General features: G+C 49.7%; 17 protein-coding genes. 1 reads left to right on the forward strand and 16 read right to left on the reverse strand.

All coding sequences use genetic code 11. The features are described from left to right. The 10 genes from CWI70_RS06830 to CWI70_RS06875 form a co-directional block, all read right to left on the reverse strand. Nucleotides 1-1,077, reverse strand: coding sequence for a tetratricopeptide repeat protein (locus tag CWI70_RS06830; protein WP_126771709.1), 1,077 nt, complete (start codon nucleotides 1,075-1,077; stop codon nucleotides 1-3). Beyond that, complete coding sequence (locus CWI70_RS06835; protein ID WP_126771711.1) at nucleotides 1,074-1,991, reverse strand: ExeA family protein; 918 nt, start codon at nucleotides 1,989-1,991, stop codon at nucleotides 1,074-1,076. Before CWI70_RS06835 ends, CWI70_RS06830 begins: the two co-directional genes overlap by 4 nt. A 16-nt stretch (nucleotides 1,992-2,007) precedes the next feature. Further along, on the reverse strand, nucleotides 2,008-3,648 hold the full coding sequence (gene mshL / locus CWI70_RS06840) for a pilus (MSHA type) biogenesis protein MshL (RefSeq protein WP_126771713.1): 1,641 nt from the start codon (nucleotides 3,646-3,648) through the stop codon (nucleotides 2,008-2,010). Beyond that, entirely contained in the window at nucleotides 3,648-3,980 is a 333-nt protein-coding gene (locus CWI70_RS06845; RefSeq protein ID WP_126771715.1) for a hypothetical protein, read from the reverse strand. The genes mshL and CWI70_RS06845 overlap by 1 nt, the downstream gene beginning before the upstream one ends. Continuing rightward, a complete protein-coding gene (locus CWI70_RS06850; protein WP_126771717.1) occupies nucleotides 3,967-4,608 on the reverse strand; it encodes a hypothetical protein in 642 nt (213 codons plus the stop codon). Before CWI70_RS06850 ends, CWI70_RS06845 begins: the two co-directional genes overlap by 14 nt. After that, a complete protein-coding gene (locus tag CWI70_RS06855) occupies nucleotides 4,605-5,228 on the reverse strand; it encodes a hypothetical protein (RefSeq protein ID WP_126771719.1) in 624 nt (207 codons plus the stop codon). Before CWI70_RS06855 ends, CWI70_RS06850 begins: the two co-directional genes overlap by 4 nt. Continuing rightward, nucleotides 5,225-6,160: a hypothetical protein gene (locus CWI70_RS06860; RefSeq protein WP_126771721.1), complete on the reverse strand. Its 936-nt coding sequence runs from the start codon at nucleotides 6,158-6,160 to the stop codon at nucleotides 5,225-5,227. Before CWI70_RS06860 ends, CWI70_RS06855 begins: the two co-directional genes overlap by 4 nt. 128 nt (nucleotides 6,161-6,288) lie before the next feature. Then, nucleotides 6,289-7,323 (reverse strand): dihydroorotase, encoded by a 1,035-nt coding sequence (gene pyrC, locus CWI70_RS06865; RefSeq protein ID WP_126771723.1) that lies wholly within the window; start codon nucleotides 7,321-7,323, stop codon nucleotides 6,289-6,291. Nucleotides 7,324-7,382: 59 nt separating this feature from the next. Beyond that, complete coding sequence (locus CWI70_RS06870) at nucleotides 7,383-9,710, reverse strand: sensor domain-containing diguanylate cyclase (RefSeq protein WP_126771725.1); 2,328 nt, start codon at nucleotides 9,708-9,710, stop codon at nucleotides 7,383-7,385. Between the two features lie 79 nt (nucleotides 9,711-9,789). Beyond that, entirely contained in the window at nucleotides 9,790-10,371 is a 582-nt protein-coding gene (locus CWI70_RS06875; RefSeq protein ID WP_126771727.1) for a thymidine kinase, read from the reverse strand. A 111-nt stretch (nucleotides 10,372-10,482) separates the two neighbouring features. On the opposite strand from CWI70_RS06875, the gene CWI70_RS06880 reads away from it, so the two are divergent. Then, complete coding sequence (locus CWI70_RS06880) at nucleotides 10,483-11,712, forward strand: adenosine deaminase family protein (protein WP_126771729.1); 1,230 nt, start codon at nucleotides 10,483-10,485, stop codon at nucleotides 11,710-11,712. Here CWI70_RS06880 and CWI70_RS06885 read toward each other — a convergent pair. From CWI70_RS06885 to CWI70_RS06910, 6 genes are all read right to left on the reverse strand, one after another. After that, on the reverse strand, nucleotides 11,709-13,667 hold the full coding sequence (locus CWI70_RS06885) for an alpha/beta hydrolase family protein (protein ID WP_126771731.1): 1,959 nt from the start codon (nucleotides 13,665-13,667) through the stop codon (nucleotides 11,709-11,711). The genes CWI70_RS06880 and CWI70_RS06885 overlap by 4 nt on opposite strands. A 62-nt stretch (nucleotides 13,668-13,729) precedes the next feature. Beyond that, the gene (locus tag CWI70_RS06890) at nucleotides 13,730-16,177 is read right to left on the reverse strand and encodes a GGDEF domain-containing phosphodiesterase (protein WP_126771733.1); all 2,448 of its coding nucleotides are present in this window, start codon (nucleotides 16,175-16,177) and stop codon (nucleotides 13,730-13,732) included. Next, a complete protein-coding gene (locus CWI70_RS06895; protein ID WP_126771734.1) occupies nucleotides 16,177-17,109 on the reverse strand; it encodes a type 2 periplasmic-binding domain-containing protein in 933 nt (310 codons plus the stop codon). Before CWI70_RS06895 ends, CWI70_RS06890 begins: the two co-directional genes overlap by 1 nt. A 182-nt stretch (nucleotides 17,110-17,291) precedes the next feature. Continuing rightward, on the reverse strand, nucleotides 17,292-18,251 hold the full coding sequence (locus CWI70_RS06900; protein WP_126771736.1) for a hypothetical protein: 960 nt from the start codon (nucleotides 18,249-18,251) through the stop codon (nucleotides 17,292-17,294). Between the two features lie 269 nt (nucleotides 18,252-18,520). Continuing rightward, the gene (gene ssb, locus CWI70_RS06905) at nucleotides 18,521-19,075 is read right to left on the reverse strand and encodes a single-stranded DNA-binding protein (RefSeq protein ID WP_126771738.1); all 555 of its coding nucleotides are present in this window, start codon (nucleotides 19,073-19,075) and stop codon (nucleotides 18,521-18,523) included. Nucleotides 19,076-19,090: 15 nt separating this feature from the next. Further along, complete coding sequence (locus tag CWI70_RS06910; protein WP_126771739.1) at nucleotides 19,091-20,476, reverse strand: MFS transporter; 1,386 nt, start codon at nucleotides 20,474-20,476, stop codon at nucleotides 19,091-19,093. Nucleotides 20,477-20,484: the final 8 nt, after the last annotated feature.

The following is a 20,484-nucleotide window of genomic DNA, read 5'->3' on the forward strand; positions in this document are numbered from 1 at the left end:
TTATCGGTCTCCCAAAGTATTTAAGCGTTGCTGCGCATAGTTGCGCGCGTCAGCGTTTAACGTATCGGTTGCCAACGCTTGTTGGTAGGAACGCATCGCTGCATCTGACTGCTGGGCATCTTCAAAAGCCACTGCAGCAGCTAACCACCAACGTCCTTCGCGGGTGCGCTCAGCTAGTACGACATAATCTGCCGCCGCACTGGCGTAACGGCCTACTTCGTTCGCTGCAGCAGCACGTAATTGATACAAGTCCGCCGCCTCGCCCGCGTTAGGATTGATTTGTCCAAGCGCATCAATGACGCGTTGATAAGCCCCACCCTCAAGTAAAATTTTTGCGTACAACAGTTGCCAGCGACTTTGCTGCGGCTGCAATTCTAAACCTTGCTCGAGCACCGCAAGTGCCGAAGAAATTTGCCCGCGTCCATACCAATAGGCAGCAAGCTCACTGCGCGCTGCAACATGCTCGGGCGCCAGTGCGATGACTTGTTCAAAGAGGCTACCAGCGCGTTGCCGTTCACCTTTTTGCATGGCTTCACGCGCTTGCTTAAGCTTCACTTCCGCAAGCTCCTCGGCACTTAATTCAACGCGCTCGACCTGCATGGTTCCCTTCGGTTTTTCTTCTGCGGCAGGCGGCTGCTCTGCTGTCGCTACGACCTGTTCTTGCGCGGCTTGTTCGACTTGGTTGTTGTCACTGCTCGCTGGTGCTTGCGCAATCGGTTCCGGCTGTAAACGCTGCTGTGGTTGGGTTGCTTCGGCAACCGGTACCGCAACCGATGTGGGCACCGCAGCAGGTTCCTGCTGTGGTTGTGTTGGTGTTGATGTTGCAGGTGTCGACGTCGGCACCGGCTCATTACTTGGATCAGCCTTAGTAGCTACTTCCACTGGCTCTGGTTGCGACGTTGTCGTTTGCCAGATGACCATTACCGCGGTGACCGCAATGGCAATGATAACGATGGCGCCCAGCACCCAGCCCCAAGGAAACGGCTTTGGCGCTGCCGCGGCAGGAGTAGAAACCGTTTGGCGGTCCTGCTGCTGACGTTTATCAAGGTCACGTAACATGCGGTTAATGACACTCATGACAAATACTCCGTGAACCAACCTTGTTGCCACGATAACCACAACAACACTGCCACACCGGCGATACCGGCGAGACTCCACCACCAACGCTGGAATGTCGGTAAGCTAACATCTTCAGTGTCCGCTACGGCAAAACGCACATGCCGCGGATGAACTTGATACACACCCTCGCCATAGCACAACAAAAGAACTTTATGACACAGAATATTGACCAAGCGCGGAATACCGCGACTCGCCCGGTGCAACATTCCCACTACGCGAGCGGGGAACAAGCGTGCACCTTGGTAGCCAGCCACATGTAATCGATGCGAAATATAACGCGCGACTTCAGGCAACGTCATTGCCTGTAACTGATAACTAAAAGTAATACGCTGACGCAACTGACGATGTTCACGGGTGGCCAAGCGCTCATCAAGTTCAGGCTGGCCAAAAAGCACAATATGCAAGAGCTTGCGTGACTCAGTTTCGAGATTCGAAATTAACCGCAAAGCTTCCAACGTTTCGGTCGGTAGTGCTTGTGCCTCGTCCACAATGATCACTGCCATTTTGCCATCACGGCTGATGTTGACTAAACGCTCTTGAATCGCTTGGGTCAGTAACTGCTCACTTTGTTCAGTTGGCGCATCGACCTGCAACTCACGGGCCACATGTGCACGCATTTCACTCGGCGTTAGATAGGGGTTAGGAATATAAGCGGTAACGTATTTTTCCGGCAATTCATTGAGTAACTTGCGACACAACAAGGTTTTGCCGGTTCCGACTTCGCCGACGACTTTGATAAAACCTTCGCCGGCCTCTAGTGCGGTCACCAGCACCTCAAAAGCTGCCTTATGGCTCTCTAAATCACAGTAAAAACTGGTATTCGGAGTCAGCGTAAAAGGAAGCTCTATGAGACCAAAGTGCGCTTGATACATGCCCGTCCCGTAGACCTTAGTCGTTATACCATTGCTTCAGCAGCTCACTGGAGCGCTCAAGTTCTTGTTGCCAGGTGTCGACACCCACAACAACAGGTCGAATGAGGATAACCAACTCTTTTTTCTGTTCTGTGCGACGTTTGTTCTTAAATAAGTTTCCGACAACAGGTATATCACCCAAAAACGGCGCTTTACTCTCGTTATCACTGTAGCTGGTTTGCATTAAGCCGCCGAGAACCACAATCTCACCGTTGCGCGCACGCACGATGGTATCGCTTTCGCGAATGTTACTCTGCGCTAGCGGTAGGACAAACGACTCCTCGTTCAGCGTCACCGTTTTATTCTGCTCGGTCGTTTCGACTACCGACGGATGCACATGTAAAATCACTTCGCCGTTATCGCTAATTTGCGGCGTAATATCTAACGAAATACCTGAGAAAAAAGGCGTGAGCTCGATATTTGGCGTCGACGTAGTTGCGGTACCAGTTACTGTAGTCGTCGATACATCAGTAACAAAGTACTCATCTTCACCAATCTTGATGACGGCCTTTTGGTTGTTCGCCGCACTCACCCGCGGGTTCGACAGAACTTGCACATTACCTTGGTCTTGCAGCAGGTTAAGCACACCACTAAAGTCACCTACATTTAGTGACATACCAAAGACGCCATTGCTACTTTCAACGGCACCACCACCAAAACCAATACTGCCACTTGCGTTGCCTAAGCTAAACAAGTCACTCCAATTGATACCTTGTTGATAGTTATCATTCAGCGCGACTTCGACAATCCGAGCCTCAAGAATGACCTGCCGTTGCAAACGCTCTTCCGCCGAGCGTAAAAAGTCACGCGCAGCGCGAAGTTCACTTGGCAGAGCAGTAATCGTAATCAAGCCAGCTTGTGGCGACACCACAACCCGTCGGCCATCGCCTTCGCCAACGATGCCTTGCACGATCTCTTTTAAGTCACCCCACAAGTTGGTTTCAGACTGCGTTGAGATCGACGAGCCATTGGTTTGCATACCATTAAGGCCATTTTGTTGGCCTAAGTTACTCTGTCCCGGAACACCGCCTTGGTTGCCTAACAGCGCATTGTTGTAATTATTCGAGCCACCGTACATGCTATTTTCACGGTCGTTTTCTTTGACTCCGCCAGAACTTACACTTGTCTGCGACAATCCCATTCGCTGTAACGCTAAATAATCCAAAGCAAAGGTTTCAGTACGAAGCCCAGCAGGAAAAATACGAATCATGCGGTTTTCTTTGCGAATGTCATAACCGTAGATATCACCTACAACTTCAAGGGTTTCACTAAGGGTGACTTCCTTTAAACTCACAGTGATGTCACCAGTAACTCCGGGATGTACGGCGATGTTATAAGGCGAATCAGCGGCCAAACCGGCAAAAAACTCCTGGGCTGGAATGGCATTCGCATTGACTGAAAACCTGGGCTCTGCAAGTAGTTGCTCACTGGCTTGCTGCGTTTCTAAAACACTTGGCCGTAATGAGGCACGCACAGACTCCGGCAACGGCGGCCGTTCACTAGGTTTGATTTGCTCACCTTGGTTCAGCGCTTGCTGCGCTTCTTCTGGTGAGCGCTCCGGTTGATGCGCACATGCTGAAACCAGCATGGTGGTGGCTAAAAGAATGGCTATCCGCATTAGTCCTGTCCCCCTGAACCCAGCGCCTTACTGTACATTGCAAGGCTAATTTCGGCGCCGGTTTGTTGATGGCGTACATCAACGTGGTTCATTGTAATTTTAGTTATGATATACGGTGCTAAGACATCGCCCTCACGAACGCGTTGTCCATTAATAAAGGCAACTGCGCCATCGGTACGTTGCTGAACGGCTTGTAAGCGTATCTGTGTCACCTGTTCGGTGGTCGTGGTCGCCTGCACACGCTGCGGCGGTGCAGTCGGATCATTCAACTGTTGTGCAAACGCGGTGTCGGCGATAAAGCTCAGCGCTACTAGCAAACTAACTCGCAACATAGTCACGCTCCAGACTCAACGTATAAATTTCCAGCGTTATCACTGCCTGCGGATGCTCATCCACTCGATAATCGAGGTGCTGCCAGTAAAACGACCAAGGCAACTGCTCAAGCTTCGTAAAGTAGTCAAAGGTTTGTTGGTAGCTGCCACGCAATACCAGCTGCAAGCGATGCTTGTAAATGGCTCCCGCAGTCGCTTCACCGTCGCCATACACACGTTCGGCTGGCAACGCTTGCGCACTTTGTACTTCAAGCCCACTCGCATGACTTAGCAATGCTTTAAGCAATTGGCGGTTATCGGCAGCGCTAACGTAATTGGTTTCGGACTGCAGGCGTGTATTCACTTCGTTCAATTGGGTTTGCAGTTCAGCAAGTTTATTCTTTAACGGTGCTTGTGGGTCGCCAGCCAAACGTACGTCAATGGCCTCAATCTGGGTCGCAGTCAAACGATTGGTGTTAAGTTGCTGTTCCAGTTTGGCTTGCTCTGTTTTATAAGCTTGCCACTGCGGCAACAAGACGACATAAAGACCAAGATAGGCAACAAACACTAGTGCAAGGCCAAACCAAAATCTACGGCGTTGCTGTGGCAGGTTGTTAAACTTAATCTGCAAATCTTGCCAAGCACTCATGGCTGTGACCTCCCAGCTGATGCGCTCACGTTTCGGGCATGGTCAAGATGACCAACGGTAAACTGCAGCCCAAGTTCACCTTCGTCACGGATCTCAAAAACCCCGAAAGGACGTTCTTTCAGCGCTGGGTAGGAGCTAAACTCGGCCAGCCATGTCGGTAACGTTTGCGGTTGTAACGTACGCCCTTGTAACGTCAACGCATCATTCGTCAGCATAATACGCTGTAACCAAATCACTTGGTCGTCTGCTGCGGCGAGATCTTGCAACAGTTGTGAAAAGCTCACTTGATTGCGTCCGGTTATGTTTTGCATTTGTGCCAGTAAGCGCTGGCGAAGTGTTAGCTGTTGCTGGACGTCATTAATTTCGGCGCTAAGTGTCGAGTTTTTCATGGCGGCTTCGAGTTGCGCCTGCTTCGTTTGTAACTCAGTACTTAACTCACTTGCGCGGGCATAGCTTTCCACATAATTGGCATGCTGGTACCGCGCCAGCAAAAACAAAACAATAAAGGTGACGATAAAGACGACCACTAACGCGCCGGTATAGGCCGCAAAACGATTTAAGGTTAACCATTCACTGCTTGGCTTTAACTCGTCCACATAGAGGTTTGCGTAGTGCTTCATCGTTTGCCCTCCCATAACTTGAGAGTTGCTACCGCACCACCCAATGCTGCGAAGTCGCTATAATCGCCAACAGCTAACTCTTGCGCCCAAGCCGGATAGCTGGCCCAGGCCACTGGTAAGCCGAGATCTTCATGTAAGCTGGCTAATACCTCATCTTGCTTGGGTAAGGTCAACGCTAAAGTGATTTGGCGAATCGGACTTTGCCGTAATTGCCGCTCAAAATAATCACCGGAACGCTGAACTTCGACGCTTAGCGGCTGCAATCCACCCATCCGTACTTCGTCCAACGTCAAGGTATGCAATTGCTCGAGCGCACGCACCGCACGGTTAACTTGTAGCTCACCGCTGCGATAAACTTGCAGCAACGCCGCTTGTTCAGCCTGCTGATAAGCCACCACCGTTGGCTCTTCACTCGCAGTAAACATTTCCGCTATCGCTTGCTCTTCGCTGAGCACCGCGACAACGTTGTCAGAAATTTCGTGGAGGGCTTGGATTAACGGAGCTAACTCGGTTTTGCTGGCGGCGATGGCATTGATCTTATTTTGCCCGGCTTTCTTAATTGGCAATTCATAATAATCGGCAATACAGTCTTCCGGTTCATAACTTACCAAGTCACGCAGACTGTAACGCAAACTTGCAGCGAGCTCAGCCGGTTCAAGGTCGGGCCGGTCTAATGAGACACTCTGATAAAAGCCAATGCCTAAGACTAAGCCAATAGGAGGGTTATGCCGGCAGTACTTGGCATAGCTGTGGGCGAGTTTACGAATAGCCGTCGTGTAATCACCGTCAGTTATAGTTACGTCATCACACACCACGAGGCTGGGCTTATCGTTGTCACGCCCTTCAAGCACCACCATATGCAGCGACGCCTTGCGCAAGGCGAAGGTGACACAGTAGTTCGAGTTGTTCCGCGCACGAAATAGATTCAGCAAATTTCTGTCCCTGCTACTTTATAATTTTTATTAGAGGCCGGACGAGGCTTCTTAACGCAAGTTTGACACTTTTTGCGTGAAAAACAAGCACTGCAAGACCTCACAGTGCTTTGTTGTTTTTTTGTTCTCTATTCAGCGATTTGCCATTGTAGTTTTTCATTTGCCCAATACGGCACCATTGGACCAATCGCTGTAGCGACCGTAGCTGGAACTTGCCACTCACTGCGAATCAAGGTGACCTGCTCGGTTGCGCGCGGAAAACCATAAAAATCAGCACCGAAATGGCTGGCAAAATCCGCCAGCTTGTCGAGCGCATTCATACGATCGAAAAACTCAGCATAAAGTGGCAACGCCGCTGGGGCAGAGTAACAACCCGCACAACCACATGCGGCCTCCTTCTTCGACTGACCGTGCGGCGCAGAATCGGTACCTAAGAAAAATTTAGGACTGCCTGACACTGCTGCTTGCTGCAGTGCTTCTTGGTGCTCACGGCGTTTTAAAATCGGTAGGCAATAATTATGTGGTCGAATACCGCCAACCAACAAGTCGTTGCGGTTCATCAACAAGTGCTGCGGGGTAATGGTGGCAGCCACGTTCTCGCCTTGTTCCAGCACAAAATCAACTGCATCACGGGTCGTAATATGTTCAAGCACCAATTTTAACTGTGGATGACGCGCCAGTAACGGACGTAATTTAGTATCAATGAACACTTTTTCGCGGTCAAAAATATCGATTTCTGCAGCGGTAACCTCGCCGTGCACGAGCAACGGAACTTGTAACTCTGCCATCGCTGCGAACACCTCGTCGAGCGCTTCGATATCCGTCACCCCTGCTGCTGAATTCGTCGTCGCCCCAGACGGGTAGAGCTTAAAACCTATCACTTCTGAGTTTTCTGCAGCCGCACGCACAGTAGCAACGGACGTCTGCTGTGTTAGGTATAACGCCATTAATGGACGAAACGCTGATGTTTCTGGACGCTGCGCAATAATTCGTTCGCGGTAAGCCATCGCTTGCTCAACGGTTGTCACCGGTGGTACCAAGTTAGGCATGATCACCGCTCGCGCAAACACCGATGCCGTTGCTGGCACTGTGGTGGCGAGGAGTTCTTCGTCGCGTAAATGTAAATGCCAGTCATCGGGGCGCGGAAGGGTAATCTGCTGCATGGGAACCTCTTTAGTGGTGCTCAACTAGACAAAAGTTGCACTATTATAACGCACCAACATCAGCCAGTAACGGTTTGATTGCGGCCTTTTTCTTTGGCGCGATAAAGCGCTTCATCAGCACGTGCCATCCAGTCGTCTATTTTGTGATCCGAGCTCCGCAGCTCAGTCACGCCAGCGCTCATCGTCACTTTGAGTTGCTTATCGTCGTACTGGAATGCGGTGGCTGCGATCGACTCGCGTATCCGTTCGACTGCTAAAATTGCATCGGCTTCGTTGGTATAGGGCAGTAGTACAGCGAACTCTTCGCCCCCAAGTCGACCAAGCAAGTCGATGTCGCGTAATTGCTCTTTGCTACGGCAACAAAATTCGCGGAGAACTTCGTCGCCTGCGGCATGACCATAGGTATCATTAACCTTTTTGAAGTAATCAAGATCGATAATTGCAACCGTCATCGGCGCGTTATAACGCCTGAACTCATCAAAGCGCTGTTCCATTGCTTCCCAGAACACGCGACGATTAGCGACCCCAGTGAGTTCGTCGGTGGTCGCTAAGCGACGTAGTTCCGTAATCGCAGCTAAACGTTCCTCGTCCATACGCCGCATATGCATTAAAGTGCCTAACGTATCGAGCATGGGACGTAATAAATTTAATAATCGACGCTCGAAGCCTTGATTTGTATTGGCCAGAATCATTAAACCGACAACTTCCCGTTTAAAGTAGAGCGGTAGTATCAAGCCATTTTTCAGTGGGGGGAGCGTTACCGGCTTGAACTGTAGCTCCAACTCCGAAATTGGTTCATGACAAAATTCAGGCTCACCTCGAAGCAGTACTTTTTTGACCACATCGCCACCCACTTCGACTTCAAGTCCCTGCCGAATCAGCTTACCAAATGCGTCTGTGTCTTTCGCATCGGCAGCGATGCGCAGGCCATGTGCTAACACCAAGTTTCGCTGTCGTGAGCTAGGCTGCAACTCGCCGACAAAGCCGACACTCGTGTGCGTCATGTTCATCAGCTTCGGTAATGCATAGTCGCACACGTCGCTAAAGTCTTTCGCCAGCATAAACTCATGCTGCACGTGAGAAACCAACTCAAGAATTTCTGCTTGTTGCTGTAAAAAAGTTTCATTGGCAACTTGCTCGGAAATATCATGGTGGATTCCGGTCATACGCAGCGGTCGTTGCTGTTCATCGAATTCCACGATCTTGCCAATACTATGGACCCAAACGTAGTGGCCGTCATGGTGACGAATGCGAAAGCGCATTTCGAAACGATCGGCGCTACCACGCATGTGGTCTTGAACTCTAGCTTGCAGTTGCTGAAGGTCATCGGGATGAACCAGCTCACGCCAATCCAATGCCTCTTGCTCGGCGCTTACGTAACCCAAATAAACCTGCCAGCGATGGCTAATATCCAGCTCATCGCTCTGTAACATCCAAGACCATGTAAAGTACTCGCCAGCGTTAAGCGCAATATCAAAATTTTGATTAGCCTCTTTGAGTGCCAGCTCGAGTTGCTTACCTTTACTGTCGTCAAGTAAATAACCACGCACACGCAGTACTTTACCGTCTTTGTCTTTATCGGCGCGCGCAAAATGATGAACCCACCGAATAACCTTACGCCCTTCTAATTCGCGGACCACGCGATAGTCCATCTCGAGCGCATCTTCTTCACCGTCGATAAGACGTTGCATGCGTGCCAATAGCTCCTCGCGTTCCGCAGGATGCACGATGGCTTCGTAGTTAACATCGGCGCGAAGTAAGAAATCACGATCATAGCCGATGACGCGTTCAGCATTTTCGGCAACGTAGCTCAAATGCACATCCGGCTCGATGCGCCACACCACGGCACACACCGGACCTTGCGCTAAAACATCACGTTCAGCGCGATAATTATCGATTTCAAAACGATCAGCGATGGTCGCTGCAATCCAATCAGCAAAGGTTTCTAAATAGCGCAGTTCGGCCGCTGAAAACTTTCGCGGCTGATTGCAGATCACACACAAAGTACCTAGGTGGAACTCATCGTAAAGTGTAATCGGCGCGCCGGCATAAGCACGAATGCCTTCTCTCTGCAAAACATAAGGGTTATCGCAGAAGCGTTTGTCTTGCGTAGCGTCTTCAATAACCATCGTCTCGCCTGCGGCAATGACGTGGGTACAAAAGGAGGCTTTGCGGGGAGTTTCTGATTCGTTAAAACCGACTTTTGCTTTAAACCATTGGCGCTCTTCATCAAGCAACGTAATAAGCGCCGCGTCGGCTCGGAGTAAGTCTTTGACTAATAAGGTGATGCGGTCAAAAATCGGGTCAGCGTCGGTATCAAGCAATTCCAACTCGTGCAACAACTGCACGCGTGCCTTTTCGTTCTTTGGCACTGGAAACGGTTGCATATAACCCCCTGATTTTTGGCTTCAATATAAGCGTAGCAGACATCACGAAAAAGCCTATGTAAAAACTATGACAATTCGCTTAGCGTAAACCGAGTTTTTCCTTCCAATGCTTACGACAACAGGAGATATAACGATCGTTTCCACCTATCGCAATTTGCTCGCCAACTTTCACGGCATCACCATTTTCGTCGATACGCAGGTTCATGGTAGCTTTGCGGCCACAGAAGCAGATGGTTTTCATCTCGCTCACTTTATCCGCCACCGCAAGTAGTACCGCGCTGCCAGGAAAGGCTTGGCCAAAGGCATCCGTACGAATGCCATAACACATAACGGGTATATCAATGCGATCGACCACGTCCGTAAGCTGCCAGACTTGGGTTTCGGTCAAAAATTGCGCCTCGTCGAGCAAAACACAGTCGATTTGCTGCTGTCCATGCCGTGCTTCGATCAACGCTGCAAGATCGGTGCCACTAGTGAATGCCAAAGCGGAACGGTCAATACCTAAACGCGAGGCGATCATGCCTTTACCGGCGCGGTCATCAATCGCTGGCGTCAACAACAAGACCCGTTGGTCGCGCTCTTCGTAATTATGCGCCACTTGCAGTAGTGAAGTACTTTTGCCGGCATTCATTGCCGAATACGTAAAATAAAGGGAAGCCATAGATCTTTATTCGCTTGGGTTAACTATCTGCTTGAGATTTATACTGAGTTTGAACGCTGAATGCAAAGGCAAATTTTGCTACCATAGTGCGATTCAACTGGAGGACCCTCAATGTCGCAACGTTACACTCATGAATTTCTTACCGCCATGCCAAAGGCTGATTTGCACCTGCACCTTGATGGCAGTTTACGCCCTGCTGGCCTTATCGAAATGGCGCAGCGAAGTGGTGTTGAGCTCCCCTCCTACACGGTCGAAGGCCTGTACGACCAAGTGTTCAAAGAAAGCTACAACGACCTCGGCGAATACCTCAATGGTTTTCAATACACCTGCGCTGTGTTGCGCGATATGGAGAACCTCGAACAAGCCGCATATGAACTTGCAATGGATAACCTTGCTGAAGGCGTAATTTACATTGAAGTACGTTTCGCTCCACAGCTCATGATGGATCCGAGCCGCGGCATCGACTTTGACCGCGTGATGCACACGACCAATGCTGGTTTAAAGCGTGCAAAAGATGAATACAACGGTCAGGACGCAGTCAAGAACGGTGAAAAGCCACCGTTTGACTACGGCATTATCAATTGCGCCATGCGCATGTTTGGTAAAAAGGGCTTTTCACCGTATTACACACAACTCTTTCAGACGCTACGCGATCACGAACCCAAACAGGTGATTAAAATTGCGGCAATGGAAATGATTCGCGCCAGTATTCGCCTACGTGATGAAGAAGGCTTACCGATTGTTGGTTTGGACATTGCCGGACAAGAGATGGGCTACCCTGCGCACGACTTCAAAGAAGTCTACGAATACGCCCATCAAAACTTTCTACTGAAAACCGTACATGCCGGCGAGGCTTATGGTGCAGAAAGTATTTTTGAAGCACTCACGCAATGCTACGCCGATCGTTTAGGCCACGGCTACTCGCTGTTTTCGCCTGATATGATCCAAGACCCCAACATCACCGACAAAGAAGGCTACGCCAGCCAGTTAGCATCCTTTATTGCTGATCGTCGCATTGCGATAGAAGTCTGCATCACCAGTAACCTACAAACCAATCCAAGCATCGGCGCTGTTAGCAATCACAACTTTAAGCACATGTTTGACCACCGGTTAGCGACGGTTATCTGTACCGACAACCGTCTCGTTTCGCGCACCACCGTCACGCGCGAATATGAGCTTGCCAATCAAGCCGCAGACATTCCGCTCAAACGCCTTAAAGATATGGTCGCCTACGGTTTTAAGAAAAACTTCTTCCCGCAGGACTATTTAGCCAAGCGCGCCTATGCCAAACAAGTGCTGCAGTACTTTGATAAAGTCGCAGCAGAACACGGCGTGCGTTAATCGCCCGCCGTACCGCTGTTTTGCTCTTGTAAGTGCTGGTTGAGAAAGGCAAGGTAAGCCTCTTGCGCTTCGATGCGGTTCTGTTTGACGCGGAACCCGTGGCCTTCATCATCAAAAAGCACGTACTCAACCGGTACGCCATTGTCGCGAATGGCGGCGACCATTTCATCACTTTCGACCTGCAACACCCGCGGGTCGTTCGCGCCTTGCACGATCAGTACTGGCGCTTGCACTTGGTCAGCATGGAATAACGGCGAAATACGACGCAGGCGTTCCGCATGCTCGGCAGGATCTCCCAGCTCGTCGTATAACGACTGGCGAAAGCTTGCCCACCATGGCGGGATACTTTCCAGAGTTCGTACCCAATTCGTGACCCCGAAAATGTTGATCCCCGCATCGAATTCATCGGTGAAGGCTAGGGCTGCCATGGTCAAGTAGCCACCATAGCTGCCGCCCATCACCGCAATCTTCTCGCCATCTACCCATGGCAAACTCTGCAGGTATTTTTTCGCATAAACCACATCCTGTAAATCATCTTCGCCATGTCGACGATCGTCCAAGTGATAAAACGTTTTGCCGTAACCGGAAGAGCCACGGTTATTGATGCCCAGTATGGCGTAGCCATGATTCACCAAATGTTGAATGGTTGGACTATAGCCTTTACGCGTTTGTCCACCTGGGCCACCATGAATGAAAATCACCGCAGGTACTTTATTCACAGTGCTCGCTTGATGCGGACGGTACAAAATATTGGGGATCTCAAGTCCGTCAAAACTCTCGAAACGCACCACTTGGCTCGAAACAAGAGCTGCTTTATCGATCTTAGGACTTAGCGCATCCGTTACTTGAACCAGTTTTTCCTCGCCTATCCGCCAAGTGTATAAGTTAGACGGTGAGGTGTCCGAGTTCACGTAAAACGCGACGACGGATTCATCGTTAGAAAAATTAACGCCCCGTAAGTCGCCTGCTGGATAGTCGGGCATTGCGATCGGCTCACCGGTTTCAGTATTGAGAATAGTCAGCTCGGTACTGGCGTCATCATTCACGCCTACCACTTGGTAGCTACCCTGTTCCGAAAAGTAAACAAACATCACGTCCCAATCAGCTGCGTATTCTTCTTGGTGCGTTGCGGCGGCAATGTCATAGCGCCACGCTTGGACAAATTCACCGTGGGCATTAGTACCGTACACCAAGTGCTTACTATCAGGCGTAAAACTAAAAATTCTGTTATTGACTGCGGCAGCATCATCAGTGACCAGCAAAGGCTCAGCATTCGCGTCGCTCAAGTCTCGTAAATACAGGTCTGTATCTTTATTGCTGTTCACTTTGGCCAGCGCCAGCCATTGACCATTTGGCGCCAGTAACATATCGGCCCAACCTGCGTCGTTTTGAAAGATCATCGTGCGGCTGTAATCGTCAACTTGATACTGATAGATATCGAAGCTGGCAGGATCTCGCTCGTTGGTCATGACATAAAACGACTGCTCGTTTTCGTGCCAGCCTAAAAACGACGCCTTGAGCGATTCTCCAGGCGTTAAGTCCTGCACATTGCCATCTAGTTCACGAACGTAGATATGGTTGAGCTCATTACCGCCTTGGTCAGCGGAATACAGAAAGCGTTTATCGTTGGGGAACCAGCTGAGTCCCGCATAGGCGTCGGTGGTTGAGCGGGTAAGTTGCGCAGGTTGTCCACCATCGATTGGGTAACTATAGACATTGAAGATGCCATCGGCATCGCTGGTCACCAGCACCTCGGAGTTGTCATGGCTCAGTGATGAACCAAACAATGTGGTGGTGGCAAAAAAAGTTTCTGCAGCATAATTCTCTACGCCAGGCTGCGTTTGCGTTGTTTTGTCAGCTTGTTGCGCAGCGCCAGAAGATGACTCCTGAGCTGGACTGCATGCTAACAGCACCAAGCTTAAAAAGAATGTTAATGACAGTTTATGGATCAACATGGGTCGGCTCCTCTCCCTTTTTCTAGAGCCAAAGTTTAGTCCAAATTTGTAAATTTGCGCTGCTAGTGCTTAGTGTCACTCAGGTAGCGCTGATGAAAAGCTTCGATAGCAAGCGGTTTATCAAAGAGATAACCCTGTAAAACCACATCTTGATCACGCCCTGCCAAGTAGTGGGCTTGGGCCTCTGTCTCCACGCCTTCGGCGACGATACGCAAGCCAAGGTTCTTCGCTATCGCCATCACTGAGTCAACAATCGTACGTTGCTCGGCATTGTCTATCGCTTGTACAAAGCTCTGGTCAATCTTGAGCTCTTGCAGCGGCAACTTGCGCAAATAAGACAGTGATGAGTAACCCGTACCAAAATCGTCAATCGAAAACTGCACGCCGCTTTGTTGCAGCGCTTTCATCTTCAAGACGATGTCGTTGGTATCATCGACGAATAAATTCTCAGTAACTTCAAGCACGAGGCGTGACGCATCAGCTCCAGAATCCTCGAGAGCACGCTCTATGCAGTACACAAAGTCGTATTTGCGGAACTGTCGCGGGCTTATATTAATGGCCAACGTCAAAGGAGCAGGAAGACGTTTAATCTCGAGTAACGCATGCCGCACGATCCACTTACCTAAATCGACAATAAGGTCTGTTTGTTCGGCCACAGGAATGAAGTCACCGGGTGAAATCATGCCTTTCTCGGGATGGAACCATCGTATCAGCACTTCCACTCCTAGAAGACTTCCCGTGGCTGACATTTGGGGCTGTAAATAAAGTTCCAGTCCTTCACCGTTGATGGCTTCGCGCAATTCACGCTCGATTTCATAACGTTTCTCAAGCTCGGTGCTATAGGACACGTCATACACAGAGGTCTGATTGCCCCCAGCATCTTTGGCGTTGTGTACCGCAGTTTCTGCGTGACGGATAATGGCATCCGCGGACTCAGCGTCTTCTGGGTAGATAACGATACCGGCACTCGCGGTGACGGACAGTTGCTCATCTTGTACCCGCAACGGCTGACTAAGTTCACCCAGAATCAGTTTTACCAACACTTGAGTGTCGGCCAGAACTTCGTCATGCGCGAGCAACCGAGGAGCAAGTATAACTGCAAACAAATCACCACCCAGATTCGCCACAAATGCCTCATGCTCATTTGCCACACTAGCCCGAAGCCGGCTCGCAGTAGCCTGCAAAATCGCATCGCCGAACTCGAAGCCACGAACATCATTGATGCGCTGCAAGCCATCTAAGTCAAACAGCACCACTGCACCATACTCACCGCTACTTCCCGTCGTCAAAAGCCGCGCTAGGTGTTGAATACAACTGGTTCGGTTCGGCAACTCAGTTAGCGAGTCGTAATACGCTAAATATTCAATTTTTGCCTCGGCTTCAACCCGTTGCGTGATATTCAGCTTGCTCGCTAAGTAGTGAGTGGTGTTGCCCTGATCATCGCGTAACGGTGAAATCGTCGCCCACTCACGAAACTCGACGCCATCTTTGGTTTGGTTATACAGCTCGCCTTGCCAAGTTTTGCCGTCACTCAGTGACTGCCAAAGTGCTTCATAATCGTGCGCTGGAGTGCGCCCTGATGAGAGAAGCCGAGGGTTCTTGCCCAACACCTCATCGGCACTATAGCCGGTAGTTTCACAGAACGCTGGATTAACATACTCAATATTGCCATCAAGATCGGTGATCATGATGCTTTCGTTCGCCTGTTCTACGGCTGCTGACAATTTACGTAATTGCGCCTCACGGTGCCGACGCTCTTTTGCCGCAAGGCGAATATTGTGCGCTAAAATACCAAACTCATTCGGTAAACGAAGCGGCAAGTTTTCGTCACTAACGAAGCCGTGACGACCAAATTGCAAAACGGCATCAACCAGTCTTTTCGCCGGGCGCGCGATAAACCGCTGCAAGGCCAACCATAACGCCAGACCCACCACAAAAAATAACAACAATAGCAATCCCAAAGGCCACCAAGGCATACCTGCAAGCTGGTACCAATGAGGAGCATGCAGGTACTCGACCAACAGCACATTGCGTTGCGTTTGCCGACTTACCGAGAGACTTTCAATGATGGGTGCCGCCGCAACCAAGTGACTATGCTCGGGATGAAAGTGAATGACTGTTTTGCCAGTCGTAGCAACATAATTAAGAAGCTGTGGGTCAACTTCATTCACAAAGCGCTGCACATCGCCCTGAATTAAATTAGGCTCATACACAGCGACTAGGTCTTTGCGGGCATTGACAATAGTGGCATTAACAATCCGCGGATGCACATGAAACTCGCTTAACAATTCTGGCACTGCGATGGCGCGATCCGCGGTATACATACGATTAAACGAGCCTTGGGCCACCGCAAGACTACTGCGTAACTCCAATTGCGCGCTGCGCAGCGCAGCCTGTTGCTGGGCGGCAATCATAAAGTAGCTAAGGCCTACCAGAATGGCTAACATTGCCGCCAACATCGGTAAGGTAATTTGTAAACTCAGGCGTTGCCACCAACGTAACCTATACACTAGCTCCCCTCGCTCAGCTGATCACAGCGCTCGAGGCCAACAACCGTATCGTAAACCCCGGACTCCCTGAGGTGTTCGCTGACTTGTGGTATCTGGTCTTGCAGCAACGCTTGTAGTGCTTGACCTTGCGCAGCAGCAGAAATGAACTCGACCGTCTGCAAACCACTTCGTAATTCTTCATCTCCTAGCTCGGTGAGCGCTTGTAAAGCCTGCCAAAATTCGTTTTGCTCTGCGTTTAGCAAGGTCAAGATTTGCTGCCAATCCTTATTACGCAACTGCATGATTGCTGGTGCAAGTTCCGGCCACTGGCGCTTATTAATGATTAACACATCCGTTATTTTCAGTGCCTGATGTTGTGAATCAAAGACCACCTGGGCACCTCGCTGCTGAAGGCGCTGCACGAAAGGCTGATAGGTGACAATAAGATCGACATTGTCGTTACTCCAGGCCTGCAGATGTTCGGTGGGTAGCAATGCCTGTGTGGTAACTCGCTCCGGGGCTATCCCGTTGACTTTCATCCATTGGCTGAGTACATACCGAGCGAGGGTGCTATCTTCGAGTCCGACATGAATCGACTGCTGCTGACCAGATTGCCAACCTTCACGGGCTAAAATCGCATCGGCACCATTCGAATGGTCGAGCACCATTGCGACGCAATAATCACCTTGCGTCATCGTATTAAGGCCAAGGGCATTATCGAGCGACACAAATGCGCCAACCGCGGCATCATTACTCAACATCCGTAGCACACTTACATCCGAAACCAACATGACAGGCTTGAGTTGTGAAGGTATGAGTTGCGGGTGCGTAACCGCAGCACTAAAAACGGGCGCAGCGCCAAGCCAAGAGTTACCCACGATCACCGCTCGCTCTGCGGGTCGGTCACAGCCACTGAGAAAAAATAAACAAACGAGCGAGAGAAAACGCAGCATGATCACAATGTGTTCATCTAGTTAGGTGCTTGATACAACACATTTTAGCAGCTTCACCGCAAGTGTGAATCGAACTTTCGATTTTTCTAAACTTTTCGAAACAAAAAGCCCTGCTAAATGGCAGGGCATGACAACACATTTAATAGGAGAGCGGGCCGACTGCATAGGCCTATTAAATTAATTTAGGTGTTTATATCGAACCAAACGTAATTTTGACTGCGCCTATTCCACACCCCTTTTACCTTGCCGCCTTCAGTCACACGTAATTCATACAATGTATTGAGGTCGACACTTCCGCGTTTTATATGGGCTACTTCTTTGAACACGAGAGAATCACCAATAAGTGTCCCTTCTATTTTCGTAATACCAGAAAGTGTGGGCCACTCCATTTTCCCAGTAAACTTGTTCGAAGATGCATCAAAACCTTGAAACGTTAATCTGAAAGGCCAGGAGCTTCTTCTATCTCCGGCTTCACCAACTTGAGCCTTACCCGAGGTAAGTATAGCGGTCAATGTTTTGATATCCGCCGCCTTTTTCTTAGCCGCCAATTCACGCTTTCTTTCTTCTTCAATTCTTTGCTTCGCGAGTCTTTCTTTTTCAAGCTTTTCAGCTTCAAGCCTTCTTTCTTCTTCGGCCTTCTTCTCGATCGCTAACTTCTCTTCATACGCTTTTCTAAGTTCTTCTTCAGCTGCAGAACCGGCAAAGACGTATCCGCCTGATGACCATTCAGATAAAGGCTTGCCAGCTATTCTTGGAGATATGTCGAGCTTTTCAAATTCTATATCCCAACTTTCCAGCTTTAGCGTAGCCTCACTTATACCAAATACCTTAAAATTAGTCCCTTCACTGGCAGTTTCTTCAAGGATCGCTTTTCCCATGACATGATCTACTGATTGGTATAATGCCTCTGTTAACTCTAACTCGCCCTTGAATCGCGAGCTAACGAATGGTTCAACTTCAGTTCCAGTATTCTGAGAAACATCGATATCCAGCTCATTGACAACCACAATGGGAGGCAGCTTGAGCATCAAGCTTTTCTTAATATCTTCCGAAGAAGGTTCGTTACTACTTCCACTGAAGCATCCTGATAAAGTTAACGCGATTAAAATTACGATTGTCCATCCACATAACCTACTAGACATTTCTATACTCCTTATTTACTTATGTCTTCAACTAACAACTTACCTTGTCAATTTTAAATTACAAATACTAAATGTTTTTTTATCTTTCGACGTCGATTCAGCCCTCTTAACCCTCGCAACCTATAGGAAATTGCGTCACTGAATTATTTGTTCCGGTATTAAGTTTTGTATGGCGAATCAGGGGCAAGAGAAATAAGTTAGGGTAAAAAAAAGCCCTGCATACACAGGGCTTTCTATGAATATAAACTTACAAATAAATAGTTATCAGATCAGAATGGAATATCGTCATCAAAGTCATTGTCAGGAATAAACGGGTCGTTATTCTGCTGTTGTGACTGCTGCTGTTGCGCCGGCGGTTGTTGCGCTGGGCGTTGCTGTTGATTGTTAAAGTTGCCGCCTTGGGCCTGTGCTTGTTGGCCACCTTGGTTGTGCGAACTACCACTGCCTTGCGACTGGCTTTGGAAACCACCGCCACCTGAACCACCACGGCTATCAAGCATTTGTAAATCGTTAATCACCACTTCTGTAGTGTAACGCTCAACGCCGTCCTGACCTTGCCACTTGCGCGTTTGTAAGCGACCTTCCACGTAAACTTTTGAGCCTTTGTCCAGGTATTCGCCGGCAATCTCCGCAAGACGGCGGTAGGCCACACAACGGTGCCATTCGGTTTGCTCCCGAGGCTCTCCGGTTTGCTTATCTTTCCATGTTTCGCTAGTGGCAATCGACAAGTTGGCAATCGCTGTGTTGTTTTGCGTGTAACGGATCTCCGGCTTCGCGCCTAAGTTACCGATAAGAATGACTTTATTAATGCCGCGACTGGCCATGCCTTGCTCCTTTCCTCATGATTGATACGGCTGCACCAGCGCCGTAACTTGTTCTTCATTGTAATCAGTTTTATGTACTTTTAAATAGGCGATTTGCTCGCTTGCGACGAGTCGAACTTCTTCTACGCCCGTAACCTCGGCTAGCTCGGTCGCAAGTTCATCGACCTCGTTTGCAGCCAACTTGCGCAATCTAAAGCTCACATTTTGCCATTGTGGCGGCGGTGCCATGCCAACACTCACCAACAGCCAACATAGTAACAGTACTAAGCTGAAAGCGACAACGCCGATAAGCCCGCCCCACTGTAAAATCGCTCCACCAGCAGCACCACCAACAAAGGCTCCGGCAAATTGCGCGGTTGCATAAATACCACTTGCACTGCCCTTGCGTCCCGCAGGAGCAAAGCGTGTCAGCAACGACGGTAAAGTCGCTTCTAAAAAGTTAAAGCCGGTGAAAAATACCAACACTGCAGCCACATAAATCAGCCATGAGCCTTCACTAAATCCGATAATTCCGACAGCCAATGCCAAACATGCAATAGCAATGCGGAAGAACAAAGGCTGTTTACGGCGTTTTTCCGCCACGATCAGCATCGGTACCATCACCACAAACGAACCCATCAACGTGGGTAAGTAGAGCCACGCATGTTGTTCACTTGCTAAGCCACCGGCCACCAGCTGCGTTGGCACGACCACAAAGAAAGCAGTCAATAAACAATGCAGAATAAAGACACCGATGTTCAACCGCGCTAGTTGCCCATGCTTGAGTATCAAGCCAAACTCTTTGCTGCTCGGCAGCAGATCTCCCCGGGCGGCGCGCACTTCAACCTTGGGTACCGCAATGGCAAAAACCAACAAACCAAACACGGCACTGACCGCAGTAAACAAGAACAGCCCTGACAAGCCAATATGAGGACCAAGTAAGGGTCCTAAAATCAACGCCAAGGCAAATGCCAAGCCGATGCACATGCCGATCATGGCCATTACTTTCGGCCGTTGTGAGTCTCGGGTAATATCTGCGGCGAGCGCTAAGATTGCGGCTGCAATCGCTCCCATGCCTTGTAGTGCCCGCCCGATAACTACACCAACTAAGGTGTCAGCGTAGGCTGCAACTAAACTCCCCACCACGAAAACAAGTAAGCCGCCAATAATTACCGGACGGCGCCCCACTTTATCCGATAACATGCCCATAGGTATTTGCAGCAGCGCTTGCGTTAAACCGTAAGCACCAATCGCCAGGCCGACGAGCAATGGTGTGTAATCCGGGTACGCCTGACCATAAATCGCCATCACTGGCATGATCAAAAACAGGCCTAACATCCGTAGTCCAAAGACAGCAGCTAAGGCACTAGATGAGCGGCGTTCGAGAGGGCTCAGACGTTGTTCATTCGCAGACTTTGGCATCAATCTCT

Source organism: Pseudidiomarina homiensis, from assembly GCF_003987225.1.
In the GTDB taxonomy this organism is placed as follows: Bacteria; Pseudomonadota; Gammaproteobacteria; order Enterobacterales; family Alteromonadaceae; genus Pseudidiomarina; species Pseudidiomarina homiensis.